Origin of the sequence: Mycobacterium sp. SMC-14 (assembly GCF_046250075.1) — a bacterium.
Lineage (GTDB): Bacteria > Actinomycetota > Actinomycetes > Mycobacteriales > Mycobacteriaceae > Mycobacterium.
This window is the reverse complement of record NZ_CP176429.1, coordinates 3932872-3959222: the sequence shown is the minus strand read 5'-3', so window position 1 is coordinate 3959222 and position 26351 is coordinate 3932872. Positions and strand designations below refer to the sequence as shown.

The following is a 26351-nucleotide window of genomic DNA, read 5'->3' as shown; positions in this document are numbered from 1 at the left end:
GCGCTGCGCACCCCGACTTGGAGTAGACCCCGCTTATGTTTTCAGTTGAGACCGCCGCCTCGGCGGCATACATCGTCGCGGCGCTGCTGTTCATCCTGGCTCTGGCCGGGCTGAGCAAGCACGAGACGTCCAAGGCCGGCAACAGCTTCGGCATCCTCGGGATGGCGGTTGCGCTCGCCGCGACTATCACCTTGGCGGTCCATCACGACATCAATCAGGTCGGCCTGGCGCTGCTGATCGGGGCCACCGTGGTGGGTGCGGCGATCGGGTTGTGGCGCGCCAAGGTGGTCGAGATGACCGGCATGCCGGAGCTGATCGCGCTGCTGCACTCGTTCGTCGGTCTGGCCGCCGTGTTGGTCGGCTGGAACGGCTACCTGCACGTAGAAAACAGCCCGTGCAGCGCCGACGCCCGTGAACTGGCCGCCCAGGGGCTGTTCGGCATCCACTCGGCCGAGGTGTTCATCGGGGTGTTCATCGGTGCGGTGACCTTCACCGGCTCGATCGTGGCCAACCTCAAGCTCTCGGGGCGGATGAAGTCCAACCCGCTGATGCTGCCCGGCAAGAACTTCCTCAACATCGGCGCGCTGGTCGCGTTCGTCGCTTTGACGGTGTGGTTCGTCAACGAGCCCAAGCTGTGGCTGCTGATCGTGGTGACCCTGCTGGCGCTCGCGCTGGGCTGGCACCTGGTGGCATCCATCGGCGGCGGCGACATGCCGGTGGTCGTCTCCATGCTCAACAGCTACTCCGGCTGGGCGGCGGCGGCCTCGGGCTTCCTGCTCTCCAACGACCTGCTGATCATCACCGGCGCTTTGGTCGGCTCCTCGGGTGCCTACCTGTCCTACATCATGTGCAAGGCGATGAACCGGTCGTTCATCTCGGTGATCGCCGGCGGGTTCGGGATCGAGGCCGGACCGGCCGAGGACAAGGACTACGGCGAGCATCGGGAGATCACCGCCGAGGGCGTGGCCGAGATGTTGGGCGGCGCCGACTCGGTGATCATCACCCCCGGCTACGGCATGGCCGTCGCTCAGGCCCAGTACGGGGTCGCCGAGCTCACCCGCAAGTTGCGCGACCGCGGCGTCAACGTGCGCTTCGGCATCCACCCGGTCGCCGGCCGGCTGCCCGGCCACATGAACGTGCTGCTGGCCGAGGCCAAGGTGCCCTACGACATCGTGCTGGAGATGGACGAGATCAACGACGACTTCGGTGACACGTCGGTGGTGCTGGTGATCGGCGCCAACGACACCGTCAACCCGGCGGCCGCCGAAGACCCGTCCAGCCCGATCGCGGGCATGCCGGTGCTGACCGTGTGGGACGCCGACAACGTGATCGTCTTCAAGCGCTCCATGGCTTCCGGCTACGCGGGCGTGCAGAACCCGCTGTTCTTCCGGCCGAACTCCGCCATGTTGTTCGGTGACGCCAAGGACCGGGTCGAAGACATCCTGCACGCGCTGTAAGGCCGCGGCGGGTCGCCGTCAGCAGCACCCGGCGATCGCAAGCGCGGCGGAGCCGGGCGCGGCGGGTCGCCGCCACCAGCACCGCGGCGCCCCTTGCTGGGGCGTTTTCGGCTAGGGCGTTTTCGGCCGGGCGAAACCCAACCGTTTGGTTTCGCCCGCCGACTGCGGCTGGTCGCGATGCAGGCCGTTGAGCAACGCGAACAGCACCGGCTCGATCTCGCTGACCGCGTGTGCGGGATCGGCGGCGGCAGCGATGATGGGTCCGGTCTTGCTGAGCAGCGCGTAGAGCAACTCGGCGGTCACGGCAACGGGCACCGCTACGATCTCGCCGGCCTCGATCAGCTCGCCGAGTACCGCGCGCAGCAATGGAAGCGCCAGTTCCTCATCGACGGTCTGCTTGCGGTCCCAGCCCAAGGCGCTGGCCGATTCCCGTAGCAACACCCGTGCGTCGTGATTGTCGACGTAGCAGCGCAGCACCGCGCTGATGGCCAACAGCGCCTGTTCCCACGGGCTCGCGTCGCCAGGCATCGACTCCAGGGCGCCCGGTAGTACGGCCTGCATCACATCGGACTGGCTGAGCCGGAAGACCTCGGCGAAGATCGCCTGCTTGTCGCGAAAGTGGTGGTAGACGGCGCCCTTGCTGGACTGGGACGCCTGCGCGATCTCATCGACCGAGGTCGCTTCGAAGCCCTTGGCGACGAAAAGGGTCCGGGCGGCGTCGAGCACGGCGGTCCGCGTGAGCTCAGCGTGCATATCCCGCCGGGTTGGCCTCCCGTTGCTCATCGGCAAAAGGGTACTCACCGACCGGCAGTCTGTGTCAGACTACGAGCCTGTCCGTTTTTCTCGACATGTGGAGTCGCCATGTTGACCGTTGGCCGCGCCAACGAGAGTAATGCCGCGTTGGCGCATCATGAGTGGCCGCCGGCAGCCCGGATAGCGGTCGAGGTCTTCCTTGAGTTCATGCGTAACAAGCGAGTGCGCCCCTACGACATTGCCACCCGCTGCCGCACCCGTTCCCTCACCCGGCATGTCCCCGTAGGGCCGCGCCGAGAGATCGTGCGCTCCTTCGACCTCGCGCCGCCCTTCTGGCCGGTCACCGTCGACCCGTATGGCGGCCTGCTGGCCGGTTACGGCATCGACCGCGACGGGGCGTGCATTCGTTACACCCAGAACCCCTACCCGCTCACCAGCCGGGCTGACGAGGTGACGGTCCAGCGCGTGCAGTTCTCGCAGGGATGTCACCACGTGATGCGGCGCGCCACCCGAACCAACCCCGCCTTCATCTGCGAACCGCTGCCCTTATGGCGTGCCGTCCAGGTCGTCCGGGAGCACCTCATCGATGCCGCGATATCACTGTCCGAAGGTCGCGGCCCGGTCATGCTGCGAGCGGCGCCTGCTGTCCAGGCCGGTCAGACGCCGCCGGACAGGACGACCGTAAGCTAGCTGCTCGTGAGCATCCCCAATGTGCTGGCCACCCGTTACGCCAGCACCGCGATGACAGACATCTGGTCCCCGCAGGCCAAGATCGTCGCCGAACGGCGGCTGTGGCTGGCCGTACTGCGCGCCCAGTCCGAGCTTGGTGTGCCGGTCCCCGCACAGGCGATCGCCGACTACGAGGCCGTCCTCGGTGACGTCGACCTGGCGTCGATCGCAGCCCGCGAACGGGTGACCCGCCACGACGTCAAGGCACGTATCGAGGAGTTCAACGCCCTCGCCGGTCACGAGCACATCCACAAGGGCATGACCAGCCGCGACCTGACCGAGAACGTCGAGCAGCTGCAGATCCGCCAATCCCTGCAACTCGCCCACGACCACGGGGTCGCGGTCGCGGCGCGTTTGGTCAACCACGCGGTGGCCTACCGCGACCTGGTGATGGCCGGGCGCAGCCACAACGTCGCCGCGCAGGCCACCACGTTGGGTAAGCGGTTCGCTTCGGCTGCCGAGGAAACCCTGCTCGCGCTGGCGCGAGTGCGTGAGCTGATCGACCGCTACCCGCTGCGCGGCATCAAGGGGCCGATGGGCACCGCGCAGGACATGCTCGATCTGTTCGACGGCGACACCGCCAAACTCAGCGAGCTGGAACGTCGAGTCGCGGAATTCCTCGGGTTCTCCGCGGTGCTGACCAGCGTCGGGCAGGTATACCCCCGCTCGCTGGACCACGACGTGGTCTCCGCGCTGGTGCAACTGGGCGCCGGCCCCTCCTCGCTGGCCCAGACGATCCGGCTGATGGCCGGCCACGAACTGGTCACCGAGGGCTTCGCGCCCGGCCAAGTGGGCTCGTCGGCGATGCCGCACAAGATGAACACCCGCAGCTGTGAGCGGGTCAACGGCCTGCAGGTGGTGTTGCGCGGCTACGCCTCGATGGCAGCCGAACTGGCCGGCGCGCAGTGGAACGAAGGTGACGTCTTCTGCTCGGTGGTGCGTCGCGTCGCACTGCCCGACGCCTTCTTCGCCGTCGACGGGCAGACCGAGACCTTCTTGACAGTGCTCGACGAGTTCGGGGCCTACCCGGCGGTGATCACCCGCGAACTGGACCGCTACCTGCCGTTCCTGGCCACCACCAAGGTGTTGATCGCCGCGGTGCGTGCCGGGGTCGGCCGCGAAGCCGCTCACGAGGTGATCAAGGAACATGCGGTGGCCGTCGCGCTGGCGATGCGGGAGCGGGGCGCCGAACCCGACCTGCTGGACCGGCTGTCCGCCGACGAGCGGCTGCCGCTGGATCGGGCCGCGCTGGATGCGGCCGTCGCCGACCGGCAGGCATTCACCGGTGCGGCCGCCGACCAGGTCGACCGAGTGGCGGCAGAGGTGGCCGAACTCGTCGAACGGTATCCGGCCGGGGCTGCCTACACCCCGGGCGCGATCCTGTAGCCGTCATGGAGGTCCAGGGGCTCGCGGGCATCGATTTCACCGATCTGGACAACTTCGCCGACGGCTTCCCGCACCAGCTGTTCGCGCTGCACCGCCGCGTCGCCCCGGTGTTCTGGCACGAGCCCACCGCGCACACACCGGACGGCGACGGCTTCTGGTCGGTGGCCACGCACGCCGAAACACTCGAAGTGCTGCGCGACGCGCAGACCTATTCGTCGGTCACCGGCGGGGACCGGCCGTTCGGCGGCACCGTGCTGCAGGACCTACCGATCGCGGGCCAGCTGCTGAACATGATGGACGACCCGCGGCACGCGCAGGTCCGACGGCTGGTCAGCTCCGGACTGACTCCGCGGATGATCCGCCGCGTCGAAACCGACCTGCGCCACCGGGCCCGGGCCTTGCTCGACGCCGTCGAGCCCGGGGTTCCCTTTGATTTCCTGGTCGACATCGCTGCCGAGATACCGATGCAGATGATCTGCATCCTGCTGGGCGTACCCGAGGCCGACCGGCATTGGCTGTTCGAGGCGATCGAGCCCAGCTTTGACTTCCGCGGCTCGCGCAAGGCAGTGGTGTCGCGGCTGTCCATCGAGGACGCCGGCAACCGGGTCTACACCTTCGGGCGGGAGTTGATCGCGGCCAAGCGCGCCGAGCCCGCTGACGACATGCTGTCGGTGGTGGCCAACTCGACCGACCCCGAGCTCAGTGATCTCGAGGTGTATCTGTTCTTCCAGTTGCTGTTCAGTGCCGGCGCCGAGACCACCCGCAACGCCATCGCCGGCGGCCTGCTGGCGCTGGCTCAGCACCCCGACCAATATCGTGCGCTGCGTGGCGATCTCGGTCTGTTGCCCACCGCCATCGAGGAGATCCTGCGCTGGACCTCACCGGCGCCGTCGAAGCGGCGCACCGCCACCCGGCGCGCAGTGCTGGGCGGGCAGACCATCGAGGCCGGCCAGAAGGTACTGGTGTGGGAGGGATCGGCTAACCGCGACCCGGCGGTCTTCGACCGGTCCGAGCAGTTCGACATCACCCGTAAACCCAATCCGCACATCGGTTTCGGACACGGCGCGCATTTCTGTTTGGGCGCCCATCTGGCCCGATTGGAGCTACGGGTGCTCTACGAGGAGTTGCTGGGCCGATTCGGCGAATTGGCGGTGGTGGCGCCGGTGGAGTGGACGCGCAGCAACCGGCACACCGGGATGCGGCACATGGTGGTGGAACTGCGGCCCTGATATCCTGCGATTTCGGCGCGATCTCTCCCGGTCAGCGGGCACTACCGCGCCGAAATCGCCCACCGGATCTCGGCGATGACCCGGTCCGGGGCGGTGACCAGGTCCAGCCAGGTAAACCGGAGCACCGTCCAACCTCGCAACACGATCTGGTTCTGCCGCACCCGGTCACCTTCGAATTCATCCGGGCCGCTGTGATACGCCCAGCCGTCGACCTCGATCGCAATTGTGATTTCGGGAAAGGCAACGTCGATCTTGTAGCCGCCCAGTCGATAGTTCGCCACCCATCCAGTGATGCCGGCATCGCGCAACAGTTGGACTAGCATTCGCTCGGCCTGTGAACGCGCGCCGCTCTGCGCTGCCTGCAGCATCCGACGGGCCGCCGGGGATCCCTGCCGGCCTGCGTTTCGCAGCTGGGCCCGCCACAGGTGGGGTAGTTCAGTGTGACGCTGCAGGGCGGTATCCATCACCTTGGGGCCCCCGCCACGACGGGCAGCGGCTTCGACCGTTGTCAGGGCGAGCCCGGTAACCAGCAGCCCCCTGCGCTCGACCATGTCAGCGGGAAAGAGGTCCCGGCGCCTGAGCCGGGTGCCTCGGTGAGCCCGCCCATGTGAATTACGAGGAACGGTAACCTCGACCAAATTCGGTGCGGCGGTGGTCAGCTGGTGCCACCAGGCCGCGGCCAATCCGCTGGCGACGGCATTGGGTCCGTAGCTCCACACCGCTGCTCGGATGCGCGCGGCGGTGGTGAACGGACGATCGTCGGCAAAGTACACGCCCGGCCCGCAGCGCCGCCAGCGTCCGGATTGGAGTCGCCGGCCGATGGCGGAACTGGAGAGGCCGCACTCCAAGGCCTGAGAGCGGGTAATCACACCGTCATGACGCCGTAGATAGTTGTCCACACAGGTCGGACGTAGCCTGACCCGCCCGCGGTTCCCTGCGATTTTCGGCGCGATTTCTCCCGTTCAGCGGGCTGGACCGCGCCGAGATCGCCGGGCCAAGCCCGCGGAGTGCAGCTCAAGGGCGGCCAGTCCTCCGATCACCGCGGGGTCGGCATGCCGCCAGGCGCCGGCGGGATCGGGACTGATCGCGGTCAGCTTGCCCAAGGGACGATTGGTCAGCGCGCGCAGCGCCAGCAGTTGCTGCCCGGCCATGGTGGCGTACAGCCCCAGCACCGCTCGTTTGCGCAGGAAGAACCGCAGTCGCAAGGCCAGCCACGGCATCGCCACCGCCAGAATCGGCGGGGCCGCGACCGCGAACGCGAGCGCGTAGGCCAGCCAGCCGGCCGTGGTGTTCAGATTGTGGCCGGCCCCGGCGATGTCGACGGCGGCATGGCCCGCCGCGGTGAGCGGCTTGCTCACCGCGTCGCCCACCAGCGGGATACGGTCCGCGCTCTTGCCTGCCGACGTCAAGCTGTCGGCCACACCGTTGGCGCCGCGTTCGAACTGCTGCCCGACACCGGCGATGGTGGTGACCGCCCCATGGACGGCGAGCGCGACCAGCACCCACAAGAAGGTCCACGCCGCGACGACGACGTCGCTGAACAGTTGGGCCAGCAAGCGGCCGGGGGAGGTGGCGTAGGGCAGCAACCGGGACGTCATGATCCGATCCCAGCACATCCGAGGGCGTGCTGCGCCCGGCTTCGCCGGCCTTGCGGTCCCCGCTGCGTTTGTTGGCGGGGACCCGCTTCACCCGGCTTCGCCGGCCTTGCGGTCCCCGATAGGCTGACGCAATGTCGCGACCTGCGCTCTCCGATTACCAGCACCTGGCCAGCGGCAAAGTCCGCGAACTCTACCGGATCGATGATCAGCATCTGCTGTTCGTCGCGACCGACCGGATCTCGGCGTTCGACTACATCCTCGACAGCGAGATCCCGGACAAGGGCCGCATCCTGACCGCGATGAGTGTGTTCTTCTTCGACCTCGTCGAGGCCCCCAATCACCTGGCCGGGCCGCCCGACGACCCTCGCATCCCCGATGAGGTGCTCGGCCGCGCGCTGGTGGTGCGCCAGCTGAAGATGATGCCGGTGGAGTGTGTGGCCCGCGGCTACCTGACCGGCTCGGGGCTGCTGGACTACCAGCGCAGCGGTGCCGTGTGCGGCATCCCCTTGCCGCCCGGATTGGTCGAAGCCAGCAAGTTCCTCAACCCGCTGTTCACTCCGGCAACCAAAGCCGAGATCGGCGAACACGATGAGAACATCTCGTTCGCGCAGGTGATCGACCTGGTGGGTCCGGTGCGGGCCGGCCAGCTGCGCGACCGCACCCTGGCAACTTATGTGCAAGCGGCCGACCACGCGCTGACCAAGGGAATCATCATCGCCGACACCAAGTTCGAGTTCGGGATCGACGAACACGACAACCTGGTGCTGGCCGACGAGGTGTTCACCCCCGACTCGTCACGGTACTGGCCGGCCGACCACTACCGCGCCGGGGTCGTGCAGCAGAGCTTCGACAAACAGTTCGTTCGCAACTGGCTGACCGGTCCGGAATCCGGTTGGGACCGGGCTTCAGACCAGCCGCCCCCGGCGCTGCCGGACGACATCATCGCCGCGACGCGCGCCCGTTACATCGAGGCTTACGAACGTATTTCGGGTCTGTCCTTCGACGACTGGGTCGGCCCCGGAGCATGACCGACGTATCGCAGGATCTCCCGGGTCCACCTTCGGCAAAGCGGGTAGCCAGCACTCGCACGCACCACGGGGACGTCTTCGTCGACTCCTACGAGTGGCTGCGTGACAAGTCTGATCCCGCGGTGATCGCCCACCTGGAAGCCGAGAACGCGTACACCGACGCCGCCACGGCACATCTGGAACCCTTGCGGCAGACCATTTTCGACGAGATCAAGGCGCGTACCAAGGAAACCGATCTGTCGGTGCCCGCCCGCCGCGGCGACTGGTGGTACTACGCGCGCACATTTGAAGGAAAGCAGTACGGCGTCCACTGCCGCTGCCCGGTCAGCAGCCCCGATGACTGGGATCCGCCGCAGCTCGACGAGGCCACCGAGATCCCGGGCGAGCAGGTGTTGCTCGACCAGAATGCCGAGGCCGAAGGGCACGACTTCTTCGCGCTCGGTGCCGCCAGCGTCAGCCCGGACAGCCACGTCCTGGCCTACTCCGTCGACGTCGTCGGCGATGAGCGATACACCCTGCGGTTCAAGGATTTATCCACCGGCGAGCTGCTTGCCGACGAGATCGCCGGGATCGGCGCCGGGGTGACCTGGGCGACCGACAATCAGACCGTCTACTACACAACCGTCGACGAAGCCTGGCGCCCGGACACTGTGTGGCGCCACCGAATCGGCAACCCCGCGGACTCCGCCGAGCAGGTCTACCACGAGGCCGACGAACGATACTGGCTGTCGGTGGGACGCACCCGCAGCGATGCCTACGTGTTGATCGCGGCAGGTTCGTCGATCACCACCGAGGTACGCTACGCCGACGCGGCCGACTCGCACGCCGCGTTCACTGTGGTGCTGCCTCGCCGCGAAGGCGTCGAATACTCCGTCGAGCACGCCATCATCGGCGGTCAGGACCAATTCCTGATGCTGCACAACGACGGTGCGGTCAACTTCACTTTGGTGCAGGCCCCGGTGAGCGATCCGGCCGCGCAGCAGACCTTGATCGCCGGACGCGACGACGTGCGGCTCGACGCGGTGGACGCCTTCGCGCATCACCTCGTGGTCGGATACCGCGCCGAGGGCCTGCCTCGCATCCAGCTGTGGCCGATCGGCGCCGATGGTGATCTCCAACTGCCGCAGGAGATCACGTTCGACACCGAGCTGACGTCGTCGGGTCTGGCAACCAATCCGAACTGGGACGCCCCGAAGCTGCGGGTAGGTGCGACGTCGTTCATCACCCCGGTGCGGGTCTACGACATCGACCTAGCGACCGGTGAACGCACCCTGTTGCGCGAACAACCGGTACTGGGCGAATACCGCGGCACCGACTACGTCGAATATCGCGACTGGGCCTATGCCGAGGACGGCACCCGGGTACCGGTGTCGATCGTGCACCGAGCAGGGATCGAACTGCCTGCTCCCACACTGCTTTACGGCTACGGCGCCTACGAGGCGTGTGAGGACCCACAGTTCTCGATCGCTCGGTTGTCGTTGCTGGACCGGGGGATGGTGTTCGCCGTAGCTCACGTTCGCGGCGGCGGCGAGATGGGCCGGCTGTGGTACGAGCGCGGCAAGCTGCTGGAGAAGAAGAACAGCTTCACCGACTTCGTCGCCGTGGGACGTCACCTGATCGATGCAGGGGTGTGCCGGCCCGGGCATCTGGTGGCGATGGGCGGCAGCGCCGGCGGCCTGCTGATGGGGGCGGTTACCAACCTGGCGCCGGATCTGTTCGCCGGGGTGGTGGCGCAGGTCCCGTTCGTCGACCCGCTGACCACCATCTTGGACCCGTCGCTGCCGCTGACCGTCATCGAGTGGGACGAATGGGGAAACCCGTTGGACGACAAGGACGTCTACTTCTACATGAAGTCCTACTCGCCGTACGAGAACATCGCCAGCCGGGAATACCCGCCGATCCTGGCAATGACCTCGCTGAATGACACCCGGGTGTACTACGTCGAACCGGCGAAGTGGGTCGCGGCGCTACGGCATACCAAGACCGACATCAACCCAGTGTTGCTGAAAACCGAGATGAACGCCGGCCACGGCGGTATCTCCGGGCGCTACGAACGCTGGAAAGAGATCGCGTTCTCCTACGCCTGGCTGCTGGCGGTTGTCGGCTGCGGGTAACGTCGCGGCCATGAGCCTCGTCGATATCCCGCTGACCACCCTTGACGGCCGTGCCACCTCGCTGGCCGACTACGCCGACCGTGCGGTCCTGGTCGTCAACGTCGCGTCCAAATGCGGACTCACCCCGCAGTACGGCGCGCTGGAGAAGCTCGCGCAAGACTACGGCGACCGCGGGCTGACCGTGCTGGGCGTGCCCTGCAACCAGTTCATGGGCCAGGAGCCCGGAACGGCCGAGGAGATCGCGACCTTCTGCTCCACCACCTACGGGGTGACCTTTCCGCTGCTGGCCAAGACCGATGTCAACGGCGCGGACCGCCACCCGCTGTATGCGGAGCTGACCCAGACCGCCGACGCCGAGGGCGCTGCCGGTGACGTGCAGTGGAACTTCGAGAAGTTCCTGCTCGCCCCCGGTGCCAGCGTGGTCAACCGCTTCCGCCCGACCACGGTGCCGGATGCACCCGAGGTGATCGCCGCCATCGAAGCCGTCCTGCCTGGCTGATGCATACCCGGTCGGAACGCTTCCCCAGCGTGCGGGCGGCGGCGCTGGCCTACCGGTTCCGGGAGAGCCTGTTCGCGCTGCCGTTGGTGATCGTGTTCGGCGGAATGGCGCTCGCCGTCATCACCCGGGTGGCGGACCGCAACATCGGCCCGTCGCCGCGCTTCCTGCTGAAGATGGACAGCGGTGTGGCCACCACGCTGCTGTCCACCATCGCCGGCGCGACCATCACCACCGCGGGGGTCATCTTTTCGTTGACCATCGTCAGCCTGCAGCTGGCAAGCTCGCAGCTGTCGCCCCGAGTTATGCGGTGGTTCATCCGAGACCGGCTCAGCCAGGTTGTCATCGGCCTGCTGGTCGCGTCGTTCGTGTACTGCGTGCTGAGCCTGCCCGACCTCGATGGGTCGTCGCCGGTCCCCGCGCCACCGCTGACAGTGACGGTCGCGGTCGTACTGACAATCGCCACGGTCATCACGATCATCGCCCACGTCGACCACCTGGCCCACCGGCTGGAGGTCGGGCAGGTGGTGCGCGAGATCGCGGCCGAGGGATCGATGGTGATCGACGCGGTCGCGGCCGCGGCCGCCCACGAGCGGCCCGCGCACGAGGCGGACATGGAGGTTCCCTCGGACGCACTGCGGCTGACCTCGCCCGGCAACGGCTGGGTCAGTCAGGTCAACCCCCAGCGGCTGCTGGCCGCGATCCCGGCCGGCACCACAATCCGGTTGGACACCCGCGTCGGTGCCTACATCCACCTCGGCCAGCCGCTGGTCACCATCTGGCCGGTGCCGGCCAATCCGGATCGGGTGCGGGACAAGCTGTCCCGGGCCGTCGTCGTCAGTGACAGCCGCACCATGCAGGAAGACGTCGACTTCGCCTTCCGGCAGCTGGTCGATATCGGGCTGCGTGCACTCAGCTCGGCGATCAACGACCCGACCACGGCGGTGGAGGCCACGCTGCGGGTGGGCAGCCTGCTGCGCCGCGTGCTGACGGTGCCACCGCGACCGCGGGCGGTGGCCGGGCCGGACGGGCGAATACTGTTGCGGCCCTGGGATCTCGACCCCAAGGAATACATCGGGCACGGTTTCGACCAACTTCGCCAGGTTGCGCCCAGTCAGCCCCTGGTGGCAGCGGCGATCCTGCGGGTGCTGCGGATGCTGGTCGCTCACGTTAAGGAATACGGCCGGCCCGAGCACCTGCCCGCCCTGCGGGAGCAGACCGACCTGCTGCTGGAATCGCTGGAGATGACGCCGGGGCTGCACCCCCGTGATCTGGCCAGGCTCAAGGCTATCGCCGCGGACACCACCGATCCGGCCGACCACAGCCGCCGCCGGGCGACTCCGTAGCGCTATCTGACGTCTTCCTCGATGTCACCGACAGGACACCTGCGCTGGTCACACTGATGTGGTGACCGGACAACTGATCGTCTCCGTCTCCGGGATCGGGCCGCACACCCGGGCCGACGCCGAGGCCTTCTGCGCGCAACTGGACGCCCGCGGCGTACCGGTGTCGCTGCTGGTGGCGCCCCGACTGGGGGGCGACTACCGGCTCGACCGCGACCCCGACACCGTCGACTGGCTGACGCAGCGGCGCGCCGACGGCGCGGCGATCGTGCTGCACGGCTTCGACGAGGCCGCCACCAAGAAGCGCCGCGGCGAATTCGCCACACTGCCAGCCCATGAGGCCAATCTGCGGCTACTGGGCGCAGACCGCGTACTGGAGCATCTTGGTCTGCGCACCCGGCTGTTCGCCGCACCCGGCTGGACTGTTTCGCCGGGCACTGTCAAAGCATTGCCGCGCAACGGTTTCCGGATTCTAGCCGGTTTGCACGGCGTCACCGACCTGGTGCTGGGCCATACCGTGCGGGCCCGGGTGGTCGGCGTCGGGGCCGGATTTCTCGCTGCGCCCTGGTGGTGCCGGATGGTGGTGGTCACCACTGAGCGCATCGCTCGCCGCGACGGCGTGGTGCGGCTGTCGGTAGGCGCGCGACAGCTGAAGAAGCCAGGCGTGAGCGAGGCCATGCTGGACGCGGTGGACACGGCGTTGGGCCACGGTTGCCGGCCGGAGCGCTACCGCTGGCCGCTCGCGCCGGTCGACGTGGCCTCGGAGTTGAGCGCCTGAGTCGTTACCCTGGGACGCCATGAGCAGTAAGGCGGACGCTGACGCGATCGTCGTCGGGGCGGGTCTGGCGGGCCTGGTGGCGGCCTGCGAACTGGTGGACCGCGGCCAGCGCGTCCTCATCCTCGACCAGGAGAACAGCGCCAATCTGGGCGGACAGGCGTTCTGGTCCTTTGGCGGACTGTTCTTCGTCGACAGCCCCGAGCAGCGCAGGCTCGGGGTCCGTGACAGCCACGAACTGGCGCTACAGGATTGGCTGGGCACCGCCGGCTTCGACCGGGTGTGCGACCACTGGCCGCGCCAATGGGCACACGCCTACGTGGACTTCGCCTCGGGTGAGAAACGCAGCTGGCTGCGGGCCCGCGGGCTGAAAGTGTTTCCGCTGGTGGGCTGGGCCGAACGTGGCGGTTACGGCGCCACCGGGCCCGGCAATTCGGTGCCCCGATTCCACATCACCTGGGGCACCGGACCGGCCCTGGTGGAGATCTTCGCGGGCCGGCTGCGGGGCCGCTCACGGGTCCGATACGCCTTCCGGCACCAGGTCGACGAGCTGATCGTCGAGGGTGGCCGGGTGACCGGGGTGCGGGGCAGCGTGCTGGAGCCCTCGGCCGCCGAGCGCGGCGTGGCGTCATCGCGGAACACGTTGGGACAGTTCGAGTTCCGTGCCCCTGCGGTACTGGTCACCAGCGGCGGTATCGGCGGCAATCTCGATCTGGTGCGACAGAACTGGCCGGAGCGGATGGGCCGGGTGCCCGCGCAGCTGCTGGCCGGGGTGCCCGCCCACGTCGACGGCCGGATGATCGGGATCACCGAGGCGGCCGGCGGCCGGGTGATCAACCGGGACCGGATGTGGCACTACACCGAGGGCATCACCAACCACGACCCGATCTGGCCGGGCCACGGCATCCGGATCATTCCCGGCCCGTCGCCGCTGTGGCTCGATGCCGCCGGTGTGCGACTGCCCGGGCCGCTGTATCCCGGTTTCGACACCCTGGGCACGCTCGAGCACATCGCTCGCTCCGGTCAGGACTACACCTGGTTCGTGCTCAACCGGCGGATCATCGAGAAAGAATTCGCGCTGTCGGGCCAGGAGCAGAATCCCGACCTGACCAGCCGCAGTCTGCGTCAGCTGGCCGCGTCACGTGCCCGGTCCGGGCCACCCCCGCCGGTGCAGGCGTTCATCGACCGTGGGGTGGATTTCGTGCACGCTTCGTCGCTGCGTGACCTGGTAGCGGCCATGAACGACCTGCCCGACGTGGTGCCGTTGGACTACGCGACGGTCGAGGCCGAGGTCACCGCCCGCGATCGTGAAGTGGCGAACCGATTCAGCAAGGACGGTCAGGTCACAGCGATCCGCGGCGCCCGGGCCTACCTGGGTGACCGGATCGGCCGGGTGGTGGCCCCGCACCGGCTGACCGATCCGTCCGCCGGTCCGCTGATCGCGGTCAAGCTGCACATCCTGACCCGGAAAACGTTGGGCGGCTTGGAGACCGACCTGGACTCCCGGGTGTTGGGTGCCGACGGCAGGCCGATCGACGGGCTGTACGCCGCCGGCGAGGTGGCCGGTTTCGGGGGCGGCGGCGTGCACGGCTACCGGGCGCTGGAGGGGACATTCCTGGGCGGGTGCATCTTCTCCGGTCGCGCTGCCGGGCGGGGCGCCGCCAGCGACATCGCCTGACGCCGCTTGTCCCGCGAGCGTGCACAGATGTACGGCGTGGGCGGTGTGTCGCCGTACAGACACGCCCGCTCGCGCCGGGATTAGAACGTGACGGCGCTCTCCTGCGGCAGCACCTGGAAGTCGGCGCGTCCCATCTCGGCCAGGCGGCCGTGATAGATCCCGCGGGCCTCGGCGGCGATGATGCCCTGGTGGATCGGCACCGCGGCCCGCGGCGCGACCGCGCGCAGGTACTCGACCGCCTCGGAGATCTTCATCCACGGCGCCGCCGCCGGGGTGGCCAGCACGTCCACCGGTTCGCCGGGCACGAACAGCGCGTCGCCGGGGTGCATCAACCGGGCCGGATGGCCGTCGTCGCCGACCAGGTAGGAGATGTTGTCGATCATCGGTAACTCCGGATGGATCACCGCGTGCTGCCCGCCCACCCCGCGCACCCGCAGCGGCCCGACGTCGAAGGCGTCCCCGACGTGCACCGGCTGCCAGGGCGGGCCCAGCTGGGCGGCGGTCTGCGGGTCGGCGTAGAGCGCGGCACCCGGGTTGGCGTCGATCAGGGCCGGCAGCCGCGCCACGTCGGCGTGATCGGGGTGCTGATGAGTGACCAGGATGGCCGCCAGACCGGTGATGCCCTCGAAGCCGTGCGAGAAGTTGCCGGGGTCGAACAGCACCGTGGTCCCGCCGAAATCGGCGAGCAGACAGGAATGGCCGAAGTGGGTCAGTTGCATACCTAAAGATTGTGCGCTCCGGCGCCACCGACGGGCATCGGTATTGTTGACCCGACCGATTCCCCCGTCGACAGTAGGGAGCACCCGTGGCCCGGGTGGTTGTGCACGTGATGCCCAAAGCCGAGATCCTTGACCCGCAGGGACAGGCGATCGTCGGAGCGCTTTCTCGGCTCGGACACACCGGAGTGTCGGATGTGCGGCAGGGCAAGCGCTTCGAGCTCGAGGTCGACGATTCGATCGACGACGCCGCGCTGGCCGAGATTGCCGAGTCGCTGCTGGCCAACACGGTGATCGAGGACTTCACTGTCAGCCGGGAGACCTCGTGAGCGCCCGGATCGGCGTCATCACCTTCCCCGGCACCCTCGACGACGTCGACGCCGCCCGCGCGGTCCGGTTCGTCGGTGCCGAGCCGGTCAGCCTCTGGCATGCCGACGCCGACCTCAAGGGCGTCGACGCCGTGGTGGTACCCGGCGGCTTCTCCTATGGCGATTACCTGCGCTGTGGGGCCATCGCCCGGTTCGCCCCGGTGATGGGCGAGGTCATCAAGGCCGCCGGCCAAGGCATGCCCGTACTGGGCATCTGCAACGGCTTCCAGGTGCTGTGCGAGGCCGGGCTGCTGCCGGGGGCGCTGACCCGCAACGCGGGCCTGCACTTCGTCTGCCGCGATGTCTGGCTGCGGGTGGCCTCCACCTCGACGGCCTGGACCTCCCGATTCGACGCCGACGCCGACCTGCTGGTGCCGCTGAAGTCCGGCGAGGGCCGCTACGTGGCCTCCGAAGCGGTGCTCGACGAGCTGGAGGGCGAAGGCCGGGTGGTGTTCCGCTACCTCGACAACATCAACGGCTCACTGCGCGACATCGCCGGGGTGAGCTCGGCCAACGGCCGGGTTGTCGGGCTGATGCCGCACCCCGAGCACGCCATCGAGGCCCTGACCGGGCCCAGCGATGACGGACTGGGGCTGTTTTACTCTGCGCTGGACGCGGTGCTGTCGGTCTGACGGGCTCAGCCCGCCGGGGGCCGTGGCGTCAGCAGGTCAAGGCGACTGCTGCCTCGGCGGTGTAGCACAGGAACGTCAGCGTCTCCTGCAGGTAGAGCTGCACGTTCTCGGCATCGTGCGACAGGTAGCCGATCGACACGTCGGTGCCCAGCCGCAGGTCGAAATCGCCGCCCCGGGTGGTCAGCACAAACGCACCGTCGATCGCCGGTGCCCAGATGATGTCGCCGGTGACCAGCCGGCGCAGGTGCTCCAGGATCGGGTAGCCGTGATCGGAGGTCTCGGCGACCTTGGTGTAGGTCTCTGCCGACAACAGCACCGAGTACGGGCCGTCCACCCCGGCCAGTCGCAGCGCTGAGAGCGCCTGGCTGATCACGTCGGGGATGCCGCGCGGGTCCTCGGGCAGCGTCAGCTCCGGGTTCGAGCTCGCGCTGCGGATGCCCTCCACCGCGGCGCCCGGGTAGCCCCCGAAGATGATCCGGTCCTCGGCGAACGCCAGCTTCTTGGCGGCGGCCTTCACCGGGTCCCAGTCGGGATCTTGCGAGCCCCGCTCGACATCGTCGATCTCTTCACGCGACAGGGTGAACGGAACCCGCAGGCGCACCAGCGGTTTGCTGTCGCGAAGGTGGGCCTGGACGCCGTCGGCCGGGGCCCCGATGCCGGTCAGCCGGCCGGTGCCCACCGCGGCCGCCGTGGGGCCGGCCGGCTCGCTGACGTCGACGACGCGGCGCCCGGCAATGTGCCGCTTGAACGTCCGGGTGGCCTCCTGCTCGATGTCGGCCCAGGCCGCTTCGGTGACCGGGGCCAGATCGCGATACAGGTTGTTCATTGCGAGGTTCCTTTCAGGCTGCCGATGTTCAGTGCGCCGTCAACGGCGGTGGATTCGACGGACTCGGCGGGGGTGGGCGTCGCTGCTCCCGGCAGCGGCGGCGGATCGTCGAGGAAGTCGGCGGTCGGGGTGAAGAACATTCCGCCGGTGACCGCGGTGGAGAAGTCCAGGATGCGGTCGGTGTTGCCCGGCGGGTCGCCGAAGAACATGTTGCGCAGCATCTGCTCGGTGACGTCGGGAGTCCGCGAGTACGCGATGTAGTACGTGCCGGACTCGCCGGCGCCCACCGAGCCGAACGGCATGTTGTGCCGCACGATGTCCAGTTCGTTGCCGTCCTCGTCGGTGATGACATTCAGCGCGATGTGCGAGTTGGCCGGTTTCACCGCATCGTCGAACTCGATGTCGTCGGCCTTGGTCCGGCCGATCACGCGTTCCTGTTCGGTGACCGGCAGCGCCTCCCAGGCGGCCATGTCGTGCAGGTACTTCTGGATGTGCACATAGGACCCGCCGGCAAAGTCGGGATCGGAGTCACCGACCGCGGTGGCCTCCAGCGCCTCGTCGTCGACCGGGTTCTCGGTGCCGTCGACGAACCCGAGCAGGTCGCGATTGTCGAAGAACCGGAAACCGTGTACCTCGTCGACCACGGTGATCGCGCCGGCCATCGCCTTGACGATCCGCCCCGCCAGCTCGAAGCAGACGTCCATGGTCTCGCCCTTGACGTGAAACAGCAGATCCCCCGGGGTGGCCGGGGCGGTGTGGCGGGGACCGGTCAACTCGACGAACGGATGCAGCTGCGCCGGCCGGGGCCCGGTGAACAGCCGGTCCCAGGCCTGCGAGCCGATCGAGGTCACCAACGACAGACGTTTGGTCGGGTCGCGAAAGCCGATCGCCCGGGCGAAACCCGCCAGGTCGGGCAACGCGTCGTGCACTGTCTGCTCGCCGCCCTCGTTGACGGTTGCCACCAGAAAAATGGCCGCACAGGTCAGGGGAGCGGTCACGGGCTGGACGGACGGCACGGTATCGACCCTAACGCCCCCGCCGGCGTCCGGATGCGAAAGACTTGAGTCATGGCGGCCACCGCAACCGGATTATGCGAGTTCATCGACGCCTCACCGTCGCCGTTTCACGCCTGCGCAACCGTGGCCGAGCGGCTTCGGTCCGCCGGCTACACCGAGGTCGCCGAGACCGATCGGTGGCCGCAGGCGCCGGGGCGATACTTTGCCGTCCGTGCCGGTTCGCTGATCGCATGGAACAGTCCGGAGCGCGGCGGCCACATCCCGTTCCGGATCATCGGCGCGCACACCGACAGCCCGAACCTGCGGGTCAAGCAGCACCCCGCCCGCGAGGTCGCCGGCTGGCAGCTGGTGGCCCTGGCGCCGTACGGCGGGGCCTGGCTGAACTCCTGGCTGGACCGCGACCTGGGCATCAGCGGGCGACTCTCGGTGCGCGACGATTCTGCGGGCGCGGGAATCGGCCACCACCTGGTCCGTATCGATGAACCGATCCTGCGCGTGCCGCAGCTGGCCATCCACCTGGCCGACGACCGCAAATCGGTCACACTGGACCCCCAACGCCACGTCAACGCCGTCTGGGGAGATGGCCGGTCTCCGGACTTCCTCGGCTACGTGGCGCAGACCGCCGGCGTGGAACCCGGCGACGTGCTGGGCTTCGACCTGATGACCCACGACCTCGCGCCGTCGGCGGTGACCGGGGTGGGCCAGGAATTCGTCAGCGCGCCGCGGCTGGACAACCAGGCCAGCTGCTACGCCGGGCTGGAAGCGCTGATCGCAGCCAAGCCTGGCCGCCATCTGCCGGTGCTGGTGCTGTTCGACCACGAGGAGGTCGGATCGACGTCGGATCACGGCGCCCAGTCCGATCTGTTGAGGGGCGTGCTGGAGCGGATCACGCTGGCCGCCGGCGGCGACCGTGAGGACTTCCTGCGTCGGCTGACCGCCTCCACGCTGGCTTCGGCGGACATGGCGCACGCCACCCACCCGAACTACCCGGAGCGTCACGAACCGAGCCATCCGATCGCGGTCAACGCCGGCCCGGTGCTCAAGGTGCAGCCCAACCTGCGCTACGCCACCGACGGCCGCACCGCCGCCACCTTCGCGCTGGCCTGTGAGAAGGCCGGGGTGCCGCTGCAGCGCTACGAGCATCGAGCCGATCTGCCCTGCGGTTCGACCATCGGCCCGATGAGCGCCGCGAGTACCGGGATCCCCACCGTTGACGTCGGCGCTCCGCAGCTGGCCATGCATTCGGCACGAGAACTGATGGGCGCACGGGACGTGAGCTCCTATGCGGCGGCTCTGACGGCATTCCTGGCGCCGGACTGAGCCGAAATCGGTGCCATAGACTGTGCCCGTGACGCCCCCGACCGCGCTGGACACCGTCGAACACGCCGCTGCAACGCCCGAGCACCCGCAACCGTTCGCCGAGTTGGGTCTCAAAGACGACGAGTACCAGCGAATCCGTGACATCCTGGGCCGCCGCCCCACCGACGCCGAGTTGGCCATGTACTCGGTGATGTGGAGTGAGCACTGCTCCTACAAGTCCTCCAAGGTGCATCTGCGCTACTTCGGCGAGACCACCACCGACGAGATGCGCAAGGCCATGCTGGCCGGCATCGGCGAGAACGCCGGCGTCGTCGACATCGGCGACGGCTGGGCGGTCACCTTCAAGGTGGAGTCGCACAATCACCCGTCCTACGTCGAGCCCTACCAGGGTGCGGCCACCGGAGTGGGCGGCATCGTGCGCGACATCATGGCGATGGGCGCCCGCCCGGTCGCGGTGATGGACCAGCTGCGGTTCGGCGCCGCCGACGCCCCCGACACCCGCCGGGTGCTCGACGGGGTGGTGCGCGGCATCGGCGGCTACGGCAACTCCCTCGGGCTGCCCAACATCGGCGGCGAAACGATCTTCGACCCGTGCTACGCGGGCAACCCTCTGGTCAATGCGCTGTGCGTCGGCGTGCTCAAGAAGGAGGACCTGCACCTGGCGTTCGCCTCCGGTGCCGGAAACAAGATCATCCTGTTCGGCGCGCGCACCGGGCTGGACGGCATCGGCGGGGTGTCGGTGCTGGCATCGGACACCTTCGGCGGCGACGAGAGCGGTGCCGGCCGCAAGAAGCTGCCGTCGGTTCAGGTCGGCGACCCGTTCACCGAGAAGGTGCTCATCGAGTGCTGCCTGGAGCTCTACGCCGCCAAGCTGGTGGTCGGCATTCAAGATCTCGGTGGTGCCGGGTTGTCTTGTGCCACTTCTGAGCTGGCTTCCGCCGGTGATGGCGGGATGGCGATCCAGCTGGACCAGGTGCCGCTGCGCGCAGCGAACATGACTCCGGCCGAGGTGCTGTCCAGCGAGTCGCAGGAGCGCATGTGCGCCGTGGTCGCCCCGGAGAACGTCGACGCCTTCATGGCGGTCTGTGCCAAGTGGGACGTACTGGCCACCGTGATCGGCGAGGTCACCGACGGCGACCGGCTGCAGATCACCTGGCACGGACAGACCGTGGTCGACGTGCCGCCGCGCACCGTGGCCCACGAAGGCCCGATCTATCAGCGCCCGGTCGCGCGCCCCGACACCCAGGACGCGCTCAACGCCGACCGCTCCGACAAGCTGCCGCGGCCGGTCACCGGTGAGGAGCTGCGTGCGACGCTGCTTGCGCTGCTGGGCAGCCCGCACCTGTGCAGCCGGGCGTTCATCACCGAACAGTACGACCGCTACGTGCGCGGCAACACCGTGCTGGCCGAGCACGCCGACGGCGGGATGCTGCGCATCGACGAGGCCTCCGGTCGCGGGATCACGATCTCCACCGACGCCTCCGGTCGCTACACCAAGCTCGACCCCTACGCGGGGGCACAGCTGGCGCTGGCCGAGGCATACCGCAACGTGGCCGTCACCGGCGCCACCCCGATCGCCGTCACCAACTGCCTGAACTTCGGTTCTCCCGAAGACCCCGGGGTGATGTGGCAGTTCGCCGAGGCCGTTCGCGGTCTGGCCGACGGCTGTGCGGCACTGGGGATTCCGGTGACCGGCGGCAACGTGAGCTTCTACAACCAGACCGGCGCCACGCCGATCCACCCCACCCCGGTCGTCGGGGTGCTCGGGGTCATCGACGACGTCGGCCGCCGAATTCCCACGGCGTTCGGCGTCGAACCGGGCGAGACGTTGATCCTGCTCGGCGACACCCGCGACGAATTCGACGGGTCCATCTGGGCGCAGGTGACCGGCGATCACCTGGGCGGACTGCCGCCGAAGGTCGATCTGGAGCGCGAGCAGCTGCTGGCCGAGGTGCTCAGCGCGGCATCGCGCGACGGCCTGATCTCGGCTGCCCACGACTTGAGCGAAGGCGGGCTGATCCAAGCCGTGGTCGAATCGTCGATCGCCGGTGAAACCGGTTGCCGCATCTTGCTTCCCGAAGATGCCGACCCGTTCGTCTTCCTGTTCTCCGAGTCGGCGGGCAGGGCCCTGGTGGCGGTGCCGCGCACCGAGGAGAGCCGATTGCGCTCCATGTGCGAGGCGCGCGGCCTGCCGGCCACCCGCGTCGGCGTGGTGGACCAGGCCTCGCAGGAGATAGAGGTCCAGGGCCAGTTCAGTGTGTCGCTGACCGAACTGCGCAGCACCTCCGAAGCGGTGCTGCCGGGGCTGTTCGGATAGTCCGACCAGGATGCAGGCGCCGGCCAAACACCCACTGCTGGTGTGGGCTTGGAGCCTGCTGCGGCTGGGGTTCGTCGGGGTGGCGTTCGGCGCGCTGTTCTTCTGCCTGTCGCTGACCCCGTCGCTGCTGCCGCGCGACTGGCTGTTCCAGGGGCTGATCGGCGGGATCAACGCGGCATTCGGCTACGGGCTGGGGGTGCTGATCGGCGCGGCGGTGGAGCGGTTCGTCCTGCGCGGCGCCGACTGGTGGCCGCCGCCGCGCCCGGTCTTGTTCGCGCTCAAGGCAACAGTGGTGGTGGCGGCCCCGGCCGCGTGCATTGTGATGCTGATCCCGGCCGCCGGCTGGCAGCGCCAGGTCTCCGAACTGCTGGGCATCGAAGGCCCGGCAACACTGGGCTACCTGCGCACCCTCGGCGTGGCTATCGGGGTGGCCGCGGCGCTGGTGGCGACGGTGCGGGTGCTGATCGACGCCAGTCGGCTGCTGGCACGGGCGCTGATCCGGCGTTGGCACCTGCACCGCGAAGTCGCCATGTTCATCGGCAGCGCGATCGTGGTCGTGCTGCTGACCACCTTGATCAACGGCGTGCTGATCCGCGGTTTCTTCGCCGGTGCCAGCGCGGTGTTCCAGCCCGAGGACAGCGCCACCGTGCCCGGGACGAACCAGCCGCTGCAACCGGAGCGATCCGGCAGCCCGGAGTCGTTGGCGCCCTGGGCCACCCTGGGCAGCCAGGGCCGCAGCTTCGTTGCCGGAGGAGTGCACGCCGCCGAGCTCGCCCGGATCAACGGACGGCCCGCCCGTGAACCCATCAGGGTGTATGCCGGGCTGCACAGTGCGGGCGACGACCAGGCGCGAATGCAGCTGCTGCTCGACGAACTGGACCGCACCCACGCCTTCGACCGCCAGGTGTTGGTCGTGGTGCCCACCACCGGCACCGGGTGGGTCGACCCGGCCGCGGCCGACGCGCTGGAGATGCTCTACAACGGCGACACCGCCATCGTCGGTGTGCAGTACTCCTACCTGCCGAGCTGGATCTCGTTCCTGGCCGACCAACGTAAATCGATGGACTCCGGCCGGTTGCTGGTGCGCACCATCGCCGAGCGGTGGCGAGGCCTGCCCGAGCAGCACCGACCCAAGCTGGTGCTCTACGGGGAGAGCCTGGGATCGATGGCAGGGCAGGCCGCGTTCGACTGGCTGCCCGATGTCGCCGACATGGGCTATGAGGCCGTGCTGTGGGTGGGGCCACCGCAGGCCAGCCCACTCTGGCACGCGCTGCTGGTGCGGCGGGACCCCGGCAGCCCCGCGGTGTTGCCGCGCTACGACAACGGCCGCACAGTGCGGTTCGCTCAGGGCACGGTGCCGGCCGAGATCGCCCGGATCGCCGCGCCGCCGTGGCAGGGCACCCGGGTGCTGTTCCTGCAGCACGCCTCCGACCCGGTCGTGTGGTGGTCACCGGACTTGCTGTTCGCGCGGCCGGACTGGCTGACCGAAGCGCCCGGCCCGGACCGGACCGCCTCCATGCGCTGGTACCCGGTGGTGACGTTCTGGCAGGTCAGCGCGGATCTGTTCCACGGCGAGCAGATGCCCGCGGGGCACGGGCACAACTACGCCGACACCATCCTGGACGGTTGGGTGGCGGTGTTGCCGCCCGACGGCTGGACGCCGGCCGAGACCGAGCGGGTGCGGGCGGTGCTGCGGGGCGGCTAGGCAACCGCCGGGGTCTTGCGGAATGCTGCACCTATGGAGCGCTACACCCGTGACGGCCTGGTCTTCGATGTCCGCGACGCCGGGCCGCCCGACGGTCCCGTTGTGGTGCTGCTGCACGGCTTTCCGCAGCGAAACGACAGCTGGAGTGCCGTCATCGACCGGCTGACCGCCGCAGGCTACCGGTGTCTGGCGCCCAACCAGCGCGGCTATTCACCCGGTGCCCGGCCACCCCGGCGTCGGGACTATCGCATGTCCGAACTCGTCGCCGACATCGGCGCACTGATCGACGAAAGTGGTGCGCAGCGCGTGCACCTGGTGGGACACGACTGGGGTGCCGCGGTGGCGTGGGGAGTGGCAGCCGAACTGCCCGAACGGCTCGCTACGGTGTCGCCGGTGTCGGTCCCGCACCCCGCCGCCTTCCTGAAGTCGTTTGTCACCAGCCGTCAGGGGCTGGCGTCGTGGTACATGGGTTTCTTCCAGCTGCCGTGGCTGCCGGAGTGGTTGCTGACGCGTGGGAACGGCGCCGTGGCCGCCAAGACTCTGCGGCGAAGCGGCCAGACGGCGGCAGCTGCCGAACGGGATGCGCAGGCCATGACGGAGCCGGGCGCGCTGACTGGCGGGCTCAACTGGTACCGGGGTCTGCCGATGTCGAACCTGCAAGACAGCAACCAGCAGATCTCGGTGCCGACGATGTATGTGTGGAGTGACGACGACATCGCGCTGAAGCCCAAGGCGGCGCGCAACACCGCCCGATACGTCGACGCGGATTACCGATTCGAGATCATGTCGGGCGTCTCGCACTGGATTCCCGATACCGAGCCCGACCGGCTCGCCGACCTGCTGCTGGACTGGTTCGCCGCACACCCCATCGACTGACCCATGGCAGCCGCCCGCTCACGTGCGAAGCCCGACCCGGCGCAGACCCGCGCGGCAGTGCTGGCACTCGCGGCGTGGCTGCGCGACGAGACGCTGCCTGCCCCGGATCGCATCGAGCTGGCGGCCGCGGTTCGTCTGACCGCGCGCACCCTGGCCGAGCTGGCCCCCGGTGCCAGCGTCGAGGTGCGGATCCCGCCGTTCGTCGCGGTGCAGTGCATCGCCGGATCGCGGCACACTCGCGGCACCCCGCCCAATGTCGTCGAGACCGACCCGCGCAGCTGGCTGCTGCTGGCCGCCGGGCTGCTGGAGACCAGCGCGGCGACCGCGGCCGGAACGCTGCGGCTATCGGGTTCGCGGGCCGCCGAGATCGCCGATTGGCTGCCGTTGGTGAAACTTGACGCACGTTGACCGTAGACTGAACCTCGTCACTGTGGCCCGTCCCCCTGGAGCAGCTGAAACGTGCCGGACCAGCAGGTAGTAGACCTTGAGAACGCACCCCGTGAAGAGTGCGGCGTCTTCGGAGTTTGGGCTCCCGGCGAAGAAGTAGCCAAGCTCACTTATTACGGCCTGTATGCGCTGCAACACCGTGGCCAAGAGGCCGCCGGGATCGCGGTCGGCGACGGCTCGCAGGTGCTGGTCTTCAAAGACCTGGGCCTGGTCAGCCAGGTGTTCGAGGAGCAGACGCTGGCGGCCATGCCCGGGCACGTGGCGGTCGGGCACTGTCGCTACTCCACCACCGGCGACACCACCTGGGAGAACGCCCAGCCGGTGTTCCGCAACACCGCGGCCGGCACCGGTGTGGCCCTGGGGCACAACGGCAACCTGGTCAACACCGCCGAATTGGCCGGCCGTGCCCGCGAACTGGGCCTCATCGACACCCGGCGTCCCGGCGTGGCCACCACCGACTCCGACATCCTGGGTGCGCTGCTGGCGCACGGCGCCGCGGACACCTCCCTGGAGCAGGCGGCGCTGGAGCTGCTGCCGACGGCGCGCGGTGCCTTCTGCCTGACTTTCATGGACGAGAACACCCTGTATGCCGCCCGCGACCCGTGGGGGGTGCGGCCGCTGTCGCTGGGCCGGCTCGACCGCGGTTGGGTGGTGGCCTCGGAGACCGCGGCGCTGGACATCGTCGGCGCCTCGTTCGTCCGCGACATCGAGCCCGGAGAGCTGCTGGCGATCGACGCCGACGGGGTGCGCTCCACCCGGTTCGCGAACCCCACCCCGAAGGGCTGCGTCTTCGAGTACGTCTATCTGGCCCGGCCCGACAGCACGATCGGGGGGCGGTCGGTGCACGCCACTCGGGTGGAGATCGGCCGTCGGCTGGCGCGCGCGCACGGGGTGGAGGCTGACCTGGTCATCGGTGTGCCGGAGTCCGGCATCCCCGCCGCGGTGGGCTATGCCCAGGAGTCCGGTATCGACTACGGACAGGGCCTGACCAAGAACGCCTACGTCGGGCGGACCTTCATCCAGCCGTCGCAGACCATCCGCCAGCTCGGTATCCGGCTCAAGCTCAACCCGCTGCGCGAGATCATCCGCGGTAAGCGGCTGATCGTCGTGGACGACTCGATCGTGCGGGGCAACACCCAGCGCGCCCTGGTGCGGATGTTGCGGGAGGCCGGTGCCGTCGAGGTGCACGTGCGGATCGCCTCCCCGCCGGTGAAGTGGCCGTGCTTCTACGGCATCGACTTCGCCTCGCCGGCCGAGCTGATCGCCAACGCCGTCGAGGACGAGACCGAGATGGTCGAAGCGGTGCGGCGCGCGATCGGCGCCGACAGCCTCGGCTATGTCGGTCAGGAAGACATGATCGCGGCCACCGAGCAGCCCAAATCGCGGCTGTGCTGCGCCTGCTTCGACGGCAGCTACCCGATCGAGCTGCCCGATGACAGTGCCCTGGGCAAGAACGTCATCGAGCAGATGCTGAGCAACACCGCGCGCAAAGCCGAGAGCGACAACGACGCGGCACTGAGCAAGTCCTAGCCCGAAGTCAGT

At 68.7% G+C, this 26351-nt stretch carries 24 protein-coding genes; 18 read left to right on the top strand and 6 right to left on the bottom strand.

The features are described from left to right. The first annotated feature begins 35 nt into the window (after positions 1–35). The gene (gene pntB, locus ACKY0W_RS18845) at positions 36–1457 is read left to right on the top strand and encodes a Re/Si-specific NAD(P)(+) transhydrogenase subunit beta (RefSeq protein ID WP_406759599.1); all 1422 of its coding nucleotides are present in this window, start codon (positions 36–38) and stop codon (positions 1455–1457) included. 111 nt (positions 1458–1568) lie between these two features. On the opposite strand, the gene ACKY0W_RS18840 is transcribed toward pntB, so the two are convergent. Further along, on the bottom strand, positions 1569–2240 hold the full coding sequence (locus ACKY0W_RS18840; protein ID WP_409435322.1) for a TetR/AcrR family transcriptional regulator: 672 nt from the start codon (positions 2238–2240) through the stop codon (positions 1569–1571). 78 nt (positions 2241–2318) lie between these two features. Here ACKY0W_RS18840 and ACKY0W_RS18835 point away from each other — a divergent pair, with 78 nt between their 5' ends. The 3 genes from ACKY0W_RS18835 to ACKY0W_RS18825 are packed head-to-tail and all read left to right on the top strand — an operon-like array spanning position 2319 to position 5554. After that, positions 2319–2900: a hypothetical protein gene (locus ACKY0W_RS18835; RefSeq protein WP_409435321.1), complete on the top strand. Its 582-nt coding sequence runs from the start codon at positions 2319–2321 to the stop codon at positions 2898–2900. Between the two features lie 6 nt (positions 2901–2906). Then, positions 2907–4325 carry an adenylosuccinate lyase gene (purB, locus tag ACKY0W_RS18830; protein WP_409435320.1) on the top strand — a complete coding sequence of 473 codons (1419 nt, stop codon included), beginning with the start codon at positions 2907–2909 and terminating at the stop codon, positions 4323–4325. A gap of 5 nt (positions 4326–4330) precedes the next feature. Further along, positions 4331–5554, top strand: coding sequence for a cytochrome P450 (locus tag ACKY0W_RS18825; protein WP_409435319.1), 1224 nt, complete (start codon positions 4331–4333; stop codon positions 5552–5554). Between the two features lie 41 nt (positions 5555–5595). On the opposite strand, the gene ACKY0W_RS18820 is transcribed toward ACKY0W_RS18825, so the two are convergent. Beyond that, positions 5596–6453 carry a type IV toxin-antitoxin system AbiEi family antitoxin domain-containing protein gene (locus ACKY0W_RS18820; protein ID WP_409435318.1) on the bottom strand — a complete coding sequence of 286 codons (858 nt, stop codon included), beginning with the start codon at positions 6451–6453 and terminating at the stop codon, positions 5596–5598. A gap of 63 nt (positions 6454–6516) precedes the next feature. Further along, positions 6517–7152, bottom strand: coding sequence for a hypothetical protein (locus tag ACKY0W_RS18815; protein ID WP_409435317.1), 636 nt, complete (start codon positions 7150–7152; stop codon positions 6517–6519). Positions 7153–7283: 131 nt separating this feature from the next. Here ACKY0W_RS18815 and ACKY0W_RS18810 point away from each other — a divergent pair, with 131 nt between their 5' ends. The 6 genes from ACKY0W_RS18810 (at position 7284) to ACKY0W_RS18785 (ending at position 14586) form a co-directional block, all read left to right on the top strand. After that, positions 7284–8180, top strand: a complete 897-nt coding sequence (locus tag ACKY0W_RS18810; RefSeq protein WP_409435316.1) for a phosphoribosylaminoimidazolesuccinocarboxamide synthase — start codon at positions 7284–7286, stop codon at positions 8178–8180. After that, positions 8177–10294 (top strand): S9 family peptidase, encoded by a 2118-nt coding sequence (locus tag ACKY0W_RS18805; protein ID WP_409435315.1) that lies wholly within the window; start codon positions 8177–8179, stop codon positions 10292–10294. The genes ACKY0W_RS18810 and ACKY0W_RS18805 overlap by 4 nt, the downstream gene beginning before the upstream one ends. A 10-nt stretch (positions 10295–10304) precedes the next feature. Further along, positions 10305–10793: a glutathione peroxidase gene (locus ACKY0W_RS18800; RefSeq protein WP_406759590.1), complete on the top strand. Its 489-nt coding sequence runs from the start codon at positions 10305–10307 to the stop codon at positions 10791–10793. After that, the gene (locus tag ACKY0W_RS18795; protein ID WP_409435314.1) at positions 10793–12136 is read left to right on the top strand and encodes a DUF2254 domain-containing protein; all 1344 of its coding nucleotides are present in this window, start codon (positions 10793–10795) and stop codon (positions 12134–12136) included. The genes ACKY0W_RS18800 and ACKY0W_RS18795 overlap by 1 nt, the downstream gene beginning before the upstream one ends. Before the next feature lie 61 nt (positions 12137–12197). Then, the gene (locus ACKY0W_RS18790; RefSeq protein ID WP_409435313.1) at positions 12198–12911 is read left to right on the top strand and encodes a DUF2334 domain-containing protein; all 714 of its coding nucleotides are present in this window, start codon (positions 12198–12200) and stop codon (positions 12909–12911) included. Positions 12912–12930: 19 nt separating this feature from the next. Continuing rightward, positions 12931–14586 (top strand): FAD-binding dehydrogenase, encoded by a 1656-nt coding sequence (locus tag ACKY0W_RS18785; RefSeq protein WP_409435312.1) that lies wholly within the window; start codon positions 12931–12933, stop codon positions 14584–14586. A gap of 80 nt (positions 14587–14666) precedes the next feature. Here the strand turns inward: ACKY0W_RS18785 and ACKY0W_RS18780 are convergent, their stop codons facing one another. Further along, entirely contained in the window at positions 14667–15305 is a 639-nt protein-coding gene (locus tag ACKY0W_RS18780) for an MBL fold metallo-hydrolase (RefSeq protein ID WP_409435311.1), read from the bottom strand. An 86-nt stretch (positions 15306–15391) separates the two neighbouring features. Here ACKY0W_RS18780 and purS point away from each other — a divergent pair, with 86 nt between their 5' ends. Then, on the top strand, positions 15392–15631 hold the full coding sequence (gene purS, locus ACKY0W_RS18775; protein WP_024441898.1) for a phosphoribosylformylglycinamidine synthase subunit PurS: 240 nt from the start codon (positions 15392–15394) through the stop codon (positions 15629–15631). Then, the gene (gene purQ, locus ACKY0W_RS18770; protein ID WP_409435310.1) at positions 15628–16302 is read left to right on the top strand and encodes a phosphoribosylformylglycinamidine synthase subunit PurQ; all 675 of its coding nucleotides are present in this window, start codon (positions 15628–15630) and stop codon (positions 16300–16302) included. Before purS ends, purQ begins: the two co-directional genes overlap by 4 nt. A gap of 28 nt (positions 16303–16330) precedes the next feature. Here the strand turns inward: purQ and ACKY0W_RS18765 are convergent, their stop codons facing one another. Further along, complete coding sequence (locus ACKY0W_RS18765) at positions 16331–17128, bottom strand: family 1 encapsulin nanocompartment shell protein (protein ID WP_409435309.1); 798 nt, start codon at positions 17126–17128, stop codon at positions 16331–16333. Beyond that, on the bottom strand, positions 17125–18144 hold the full coding sequence (locus tag ACKY0W_RS18760; protein ID WP_409435308.1) for a Dyp-type peroxidase: 1020 nt from the start codon (positions 18142–18144) through the stop codon (positions 17125–17127). Before ACKY0W_RS18760 ends, ACKY0W_RS18765 begins: the two co-directional genes overlap by 4 nt. A gap of 51 nt (positions 18145–18195) precedes the next feature. Here ACKY0W_RS18760 and ACKY0W_RS18755 point away from each other — a divergent pair, with 51 nt between their 5' ends. From ACKY0W_RS18755 to purF, 6 genes are read left to right on the top strand one after another with little or no spacing between them, the layout of a single operon-like run. Beyond that, complete coding sequence (locus ACKY0W_RS18755) at positions 18196–19464, top strand: M18 family aminopeptidase (protein ID WP_409435307.1); 1269 nt, start codon at positions 18196–18198, stop codon at positions 19462–19464. 22 nt (positions 19465–19486) lie between these two features. Then, on the top strand, positions 19487–21781 hold the full coding sequence (gene purL, locus ACKY0W_RS18750) for a phosphoribosylformylglycinamidine synthase subunit PurL (protein WP_409435306.1): 2295 nt from the start codon (positions 19487–19489) through the stop codon (positions 21779–21781). A 10-nt stretch (positions 21782–21791) separates the two neighbouring features. After that, on the top strand, positions 21792–23486 hold the full coding sequence (locus ACKY0W_RS18745; RefSeq protein ID WP_409435305.1) for an alpha/beta hydrolase: 1695 nt from the start codon (positions 21792–21794) through the stop codon (positions 23484–23486). Positions 23487–23519: 33 nt separating this feature from the next. After that, a complete protein-coding gene (locus tag ACKY0W_RS18740) occupies positions 23520–24362 on the top strand; it encodes an alpha/beta fold hydrolase (RefSeq protein ID WP_409435304.1) in 843 nt (280 codons plus the stop codon). 3 nt (positions 24363–24365) lie between these two features. Next, positions 24366–24770, top strand: coding sequence for a sterol carrier family protein (locus tag ACKY0W_RS18735; RefSeq protein ID WP_409435303.1), 405 nt, complete (start codon positions 24366–24368; stop codon positions 24768–24770). A 51-nt stretch (positions 24771–24821) separates the two neighbouring features. Then, positions 24822–26339 carry an amidophosphoribosyltransferase gene (purF, locus tag ACKY0W_RS18730; RefSeq protein WP_409435302.1) on the top strand — a complete coding sequence of 506 codons (1518 nt, stop codon included), beginning with the start codon at positions 24822–24824 and terminating at the stop codon, positions 26337–26339. The last annotated feature ends 12 nt before the right edge of the window (positions 26340–26351 follow it).

Coding starts and splice junctions, on each gene's coding strand:
- ACKY0W_RS18765 (WP_409435309.1), bottom strand. CDS start 17,128: ATGAACAACCTGTATCGCGATCTGGCCCCGGTCACCGAAGCGGCCTGG.
- ACKY0W_RS18825 (WP_409435319.1), top strand. CDS start 4,331: ATGGAGGTCCAGGGGCTCGCGGGCATCGATTTCACCGATCTGGACAAC.
- ACKY0W_RS18805 (WP_409435315.1), top strand. CDS start 8,177: ATGACCGACGTATCGCAGGATCTCCCGGGTCCACCTTCGGCAAAGCGG.
- ACKY0W_RS18745 (WP_409435305.1), top strand. CDS start 21,792: ATGCAGGCGCCGGCCAAACACCCACTGCTGGTGTGGGCTTGGAGCCTG.
- ACKY0W_RS18810 (WP_409435316.1), top strand. CDS start 7,284: ATGTCGCGACCTGCGCTCTCCGATTACCAGCACCTGGCCAGCGGCAAA.
- ACKY0W_RS18840 (WP_409435322.1), bottom strand. CDS start 2,240: ATGAGCAACGGGAGGCCAACCCGGCGGGATATGCACGCTGAGCTCACG.
- ACKY0W_RS18795 (WP_409435314.1), top strand. CDS start 10,793: ATGCATACCCGGTCGGAACGCTTCCCCAGCGTGCGGGCGGCGGCGCTG.
- ACKY0W_RS18785 (WP_409435312.1), top strand. CDS start 12,931: ATGAGCAGTAAGGCGGACGCTGACGCGATCGTCGTCGGGGCGGGTCTG.
- ACKY0W_RS18815 (WP_409435317.1), bottom strand. CDS start 7,152: ATGACGTCCCGGTTGCTGCCCTACGCCACCTCCCCCGGCCGCTTGCTG.
- ACKY0W_RS18735 (WP_409435303.1), top strand. CDS start 24,366: ATGGCAGCCGCCCGCTCACGTGCGAAGCCCGACCCGGCGCAGACCCGC.
- pntB (WP_406759599.1), top strand. CDS start 36: ATGTTTTCAGTTGAGACCGCCGCCTCGGCGGCATACATCGTCGCGGCG.
- ACKY0W_RS18755 (WP_409435307.1), top strand. CDS start 18,196: ATGGCGGCCACCGCAACCGGATTATGCGAGTTCATCGACGCCTCACCG.
- ACKY0W_RS18835 (WP_409435321.1), top strand. CDS start 2,319: ATGTTGACCGTTGGCCGCGCCAACGAGAGTAATGCCGCGTTGGCGCAT.
- ACKY0W_RS18800 (WP_406759590.1), top strand. CDS start 10,305: ATGAGCCTCGTCGATATCCCGCTGACCACCCTTGACGGCCGTGCCACC.
- ACKY0W_RS18740 (WP_409435304.1), top strand. CDS start 23,520: ATGGAGCGCTACACCCGTGACGGCCTGGTCTTCGATGTCCGCGACGCC.
- ACKY0W_RS18780 (WP_409435311.1), bottom strand. CDS start 15,305: ATGCAACTGACCCACTTCGGCCATTCCTGTCTGCTCGCCGATTTCGGC.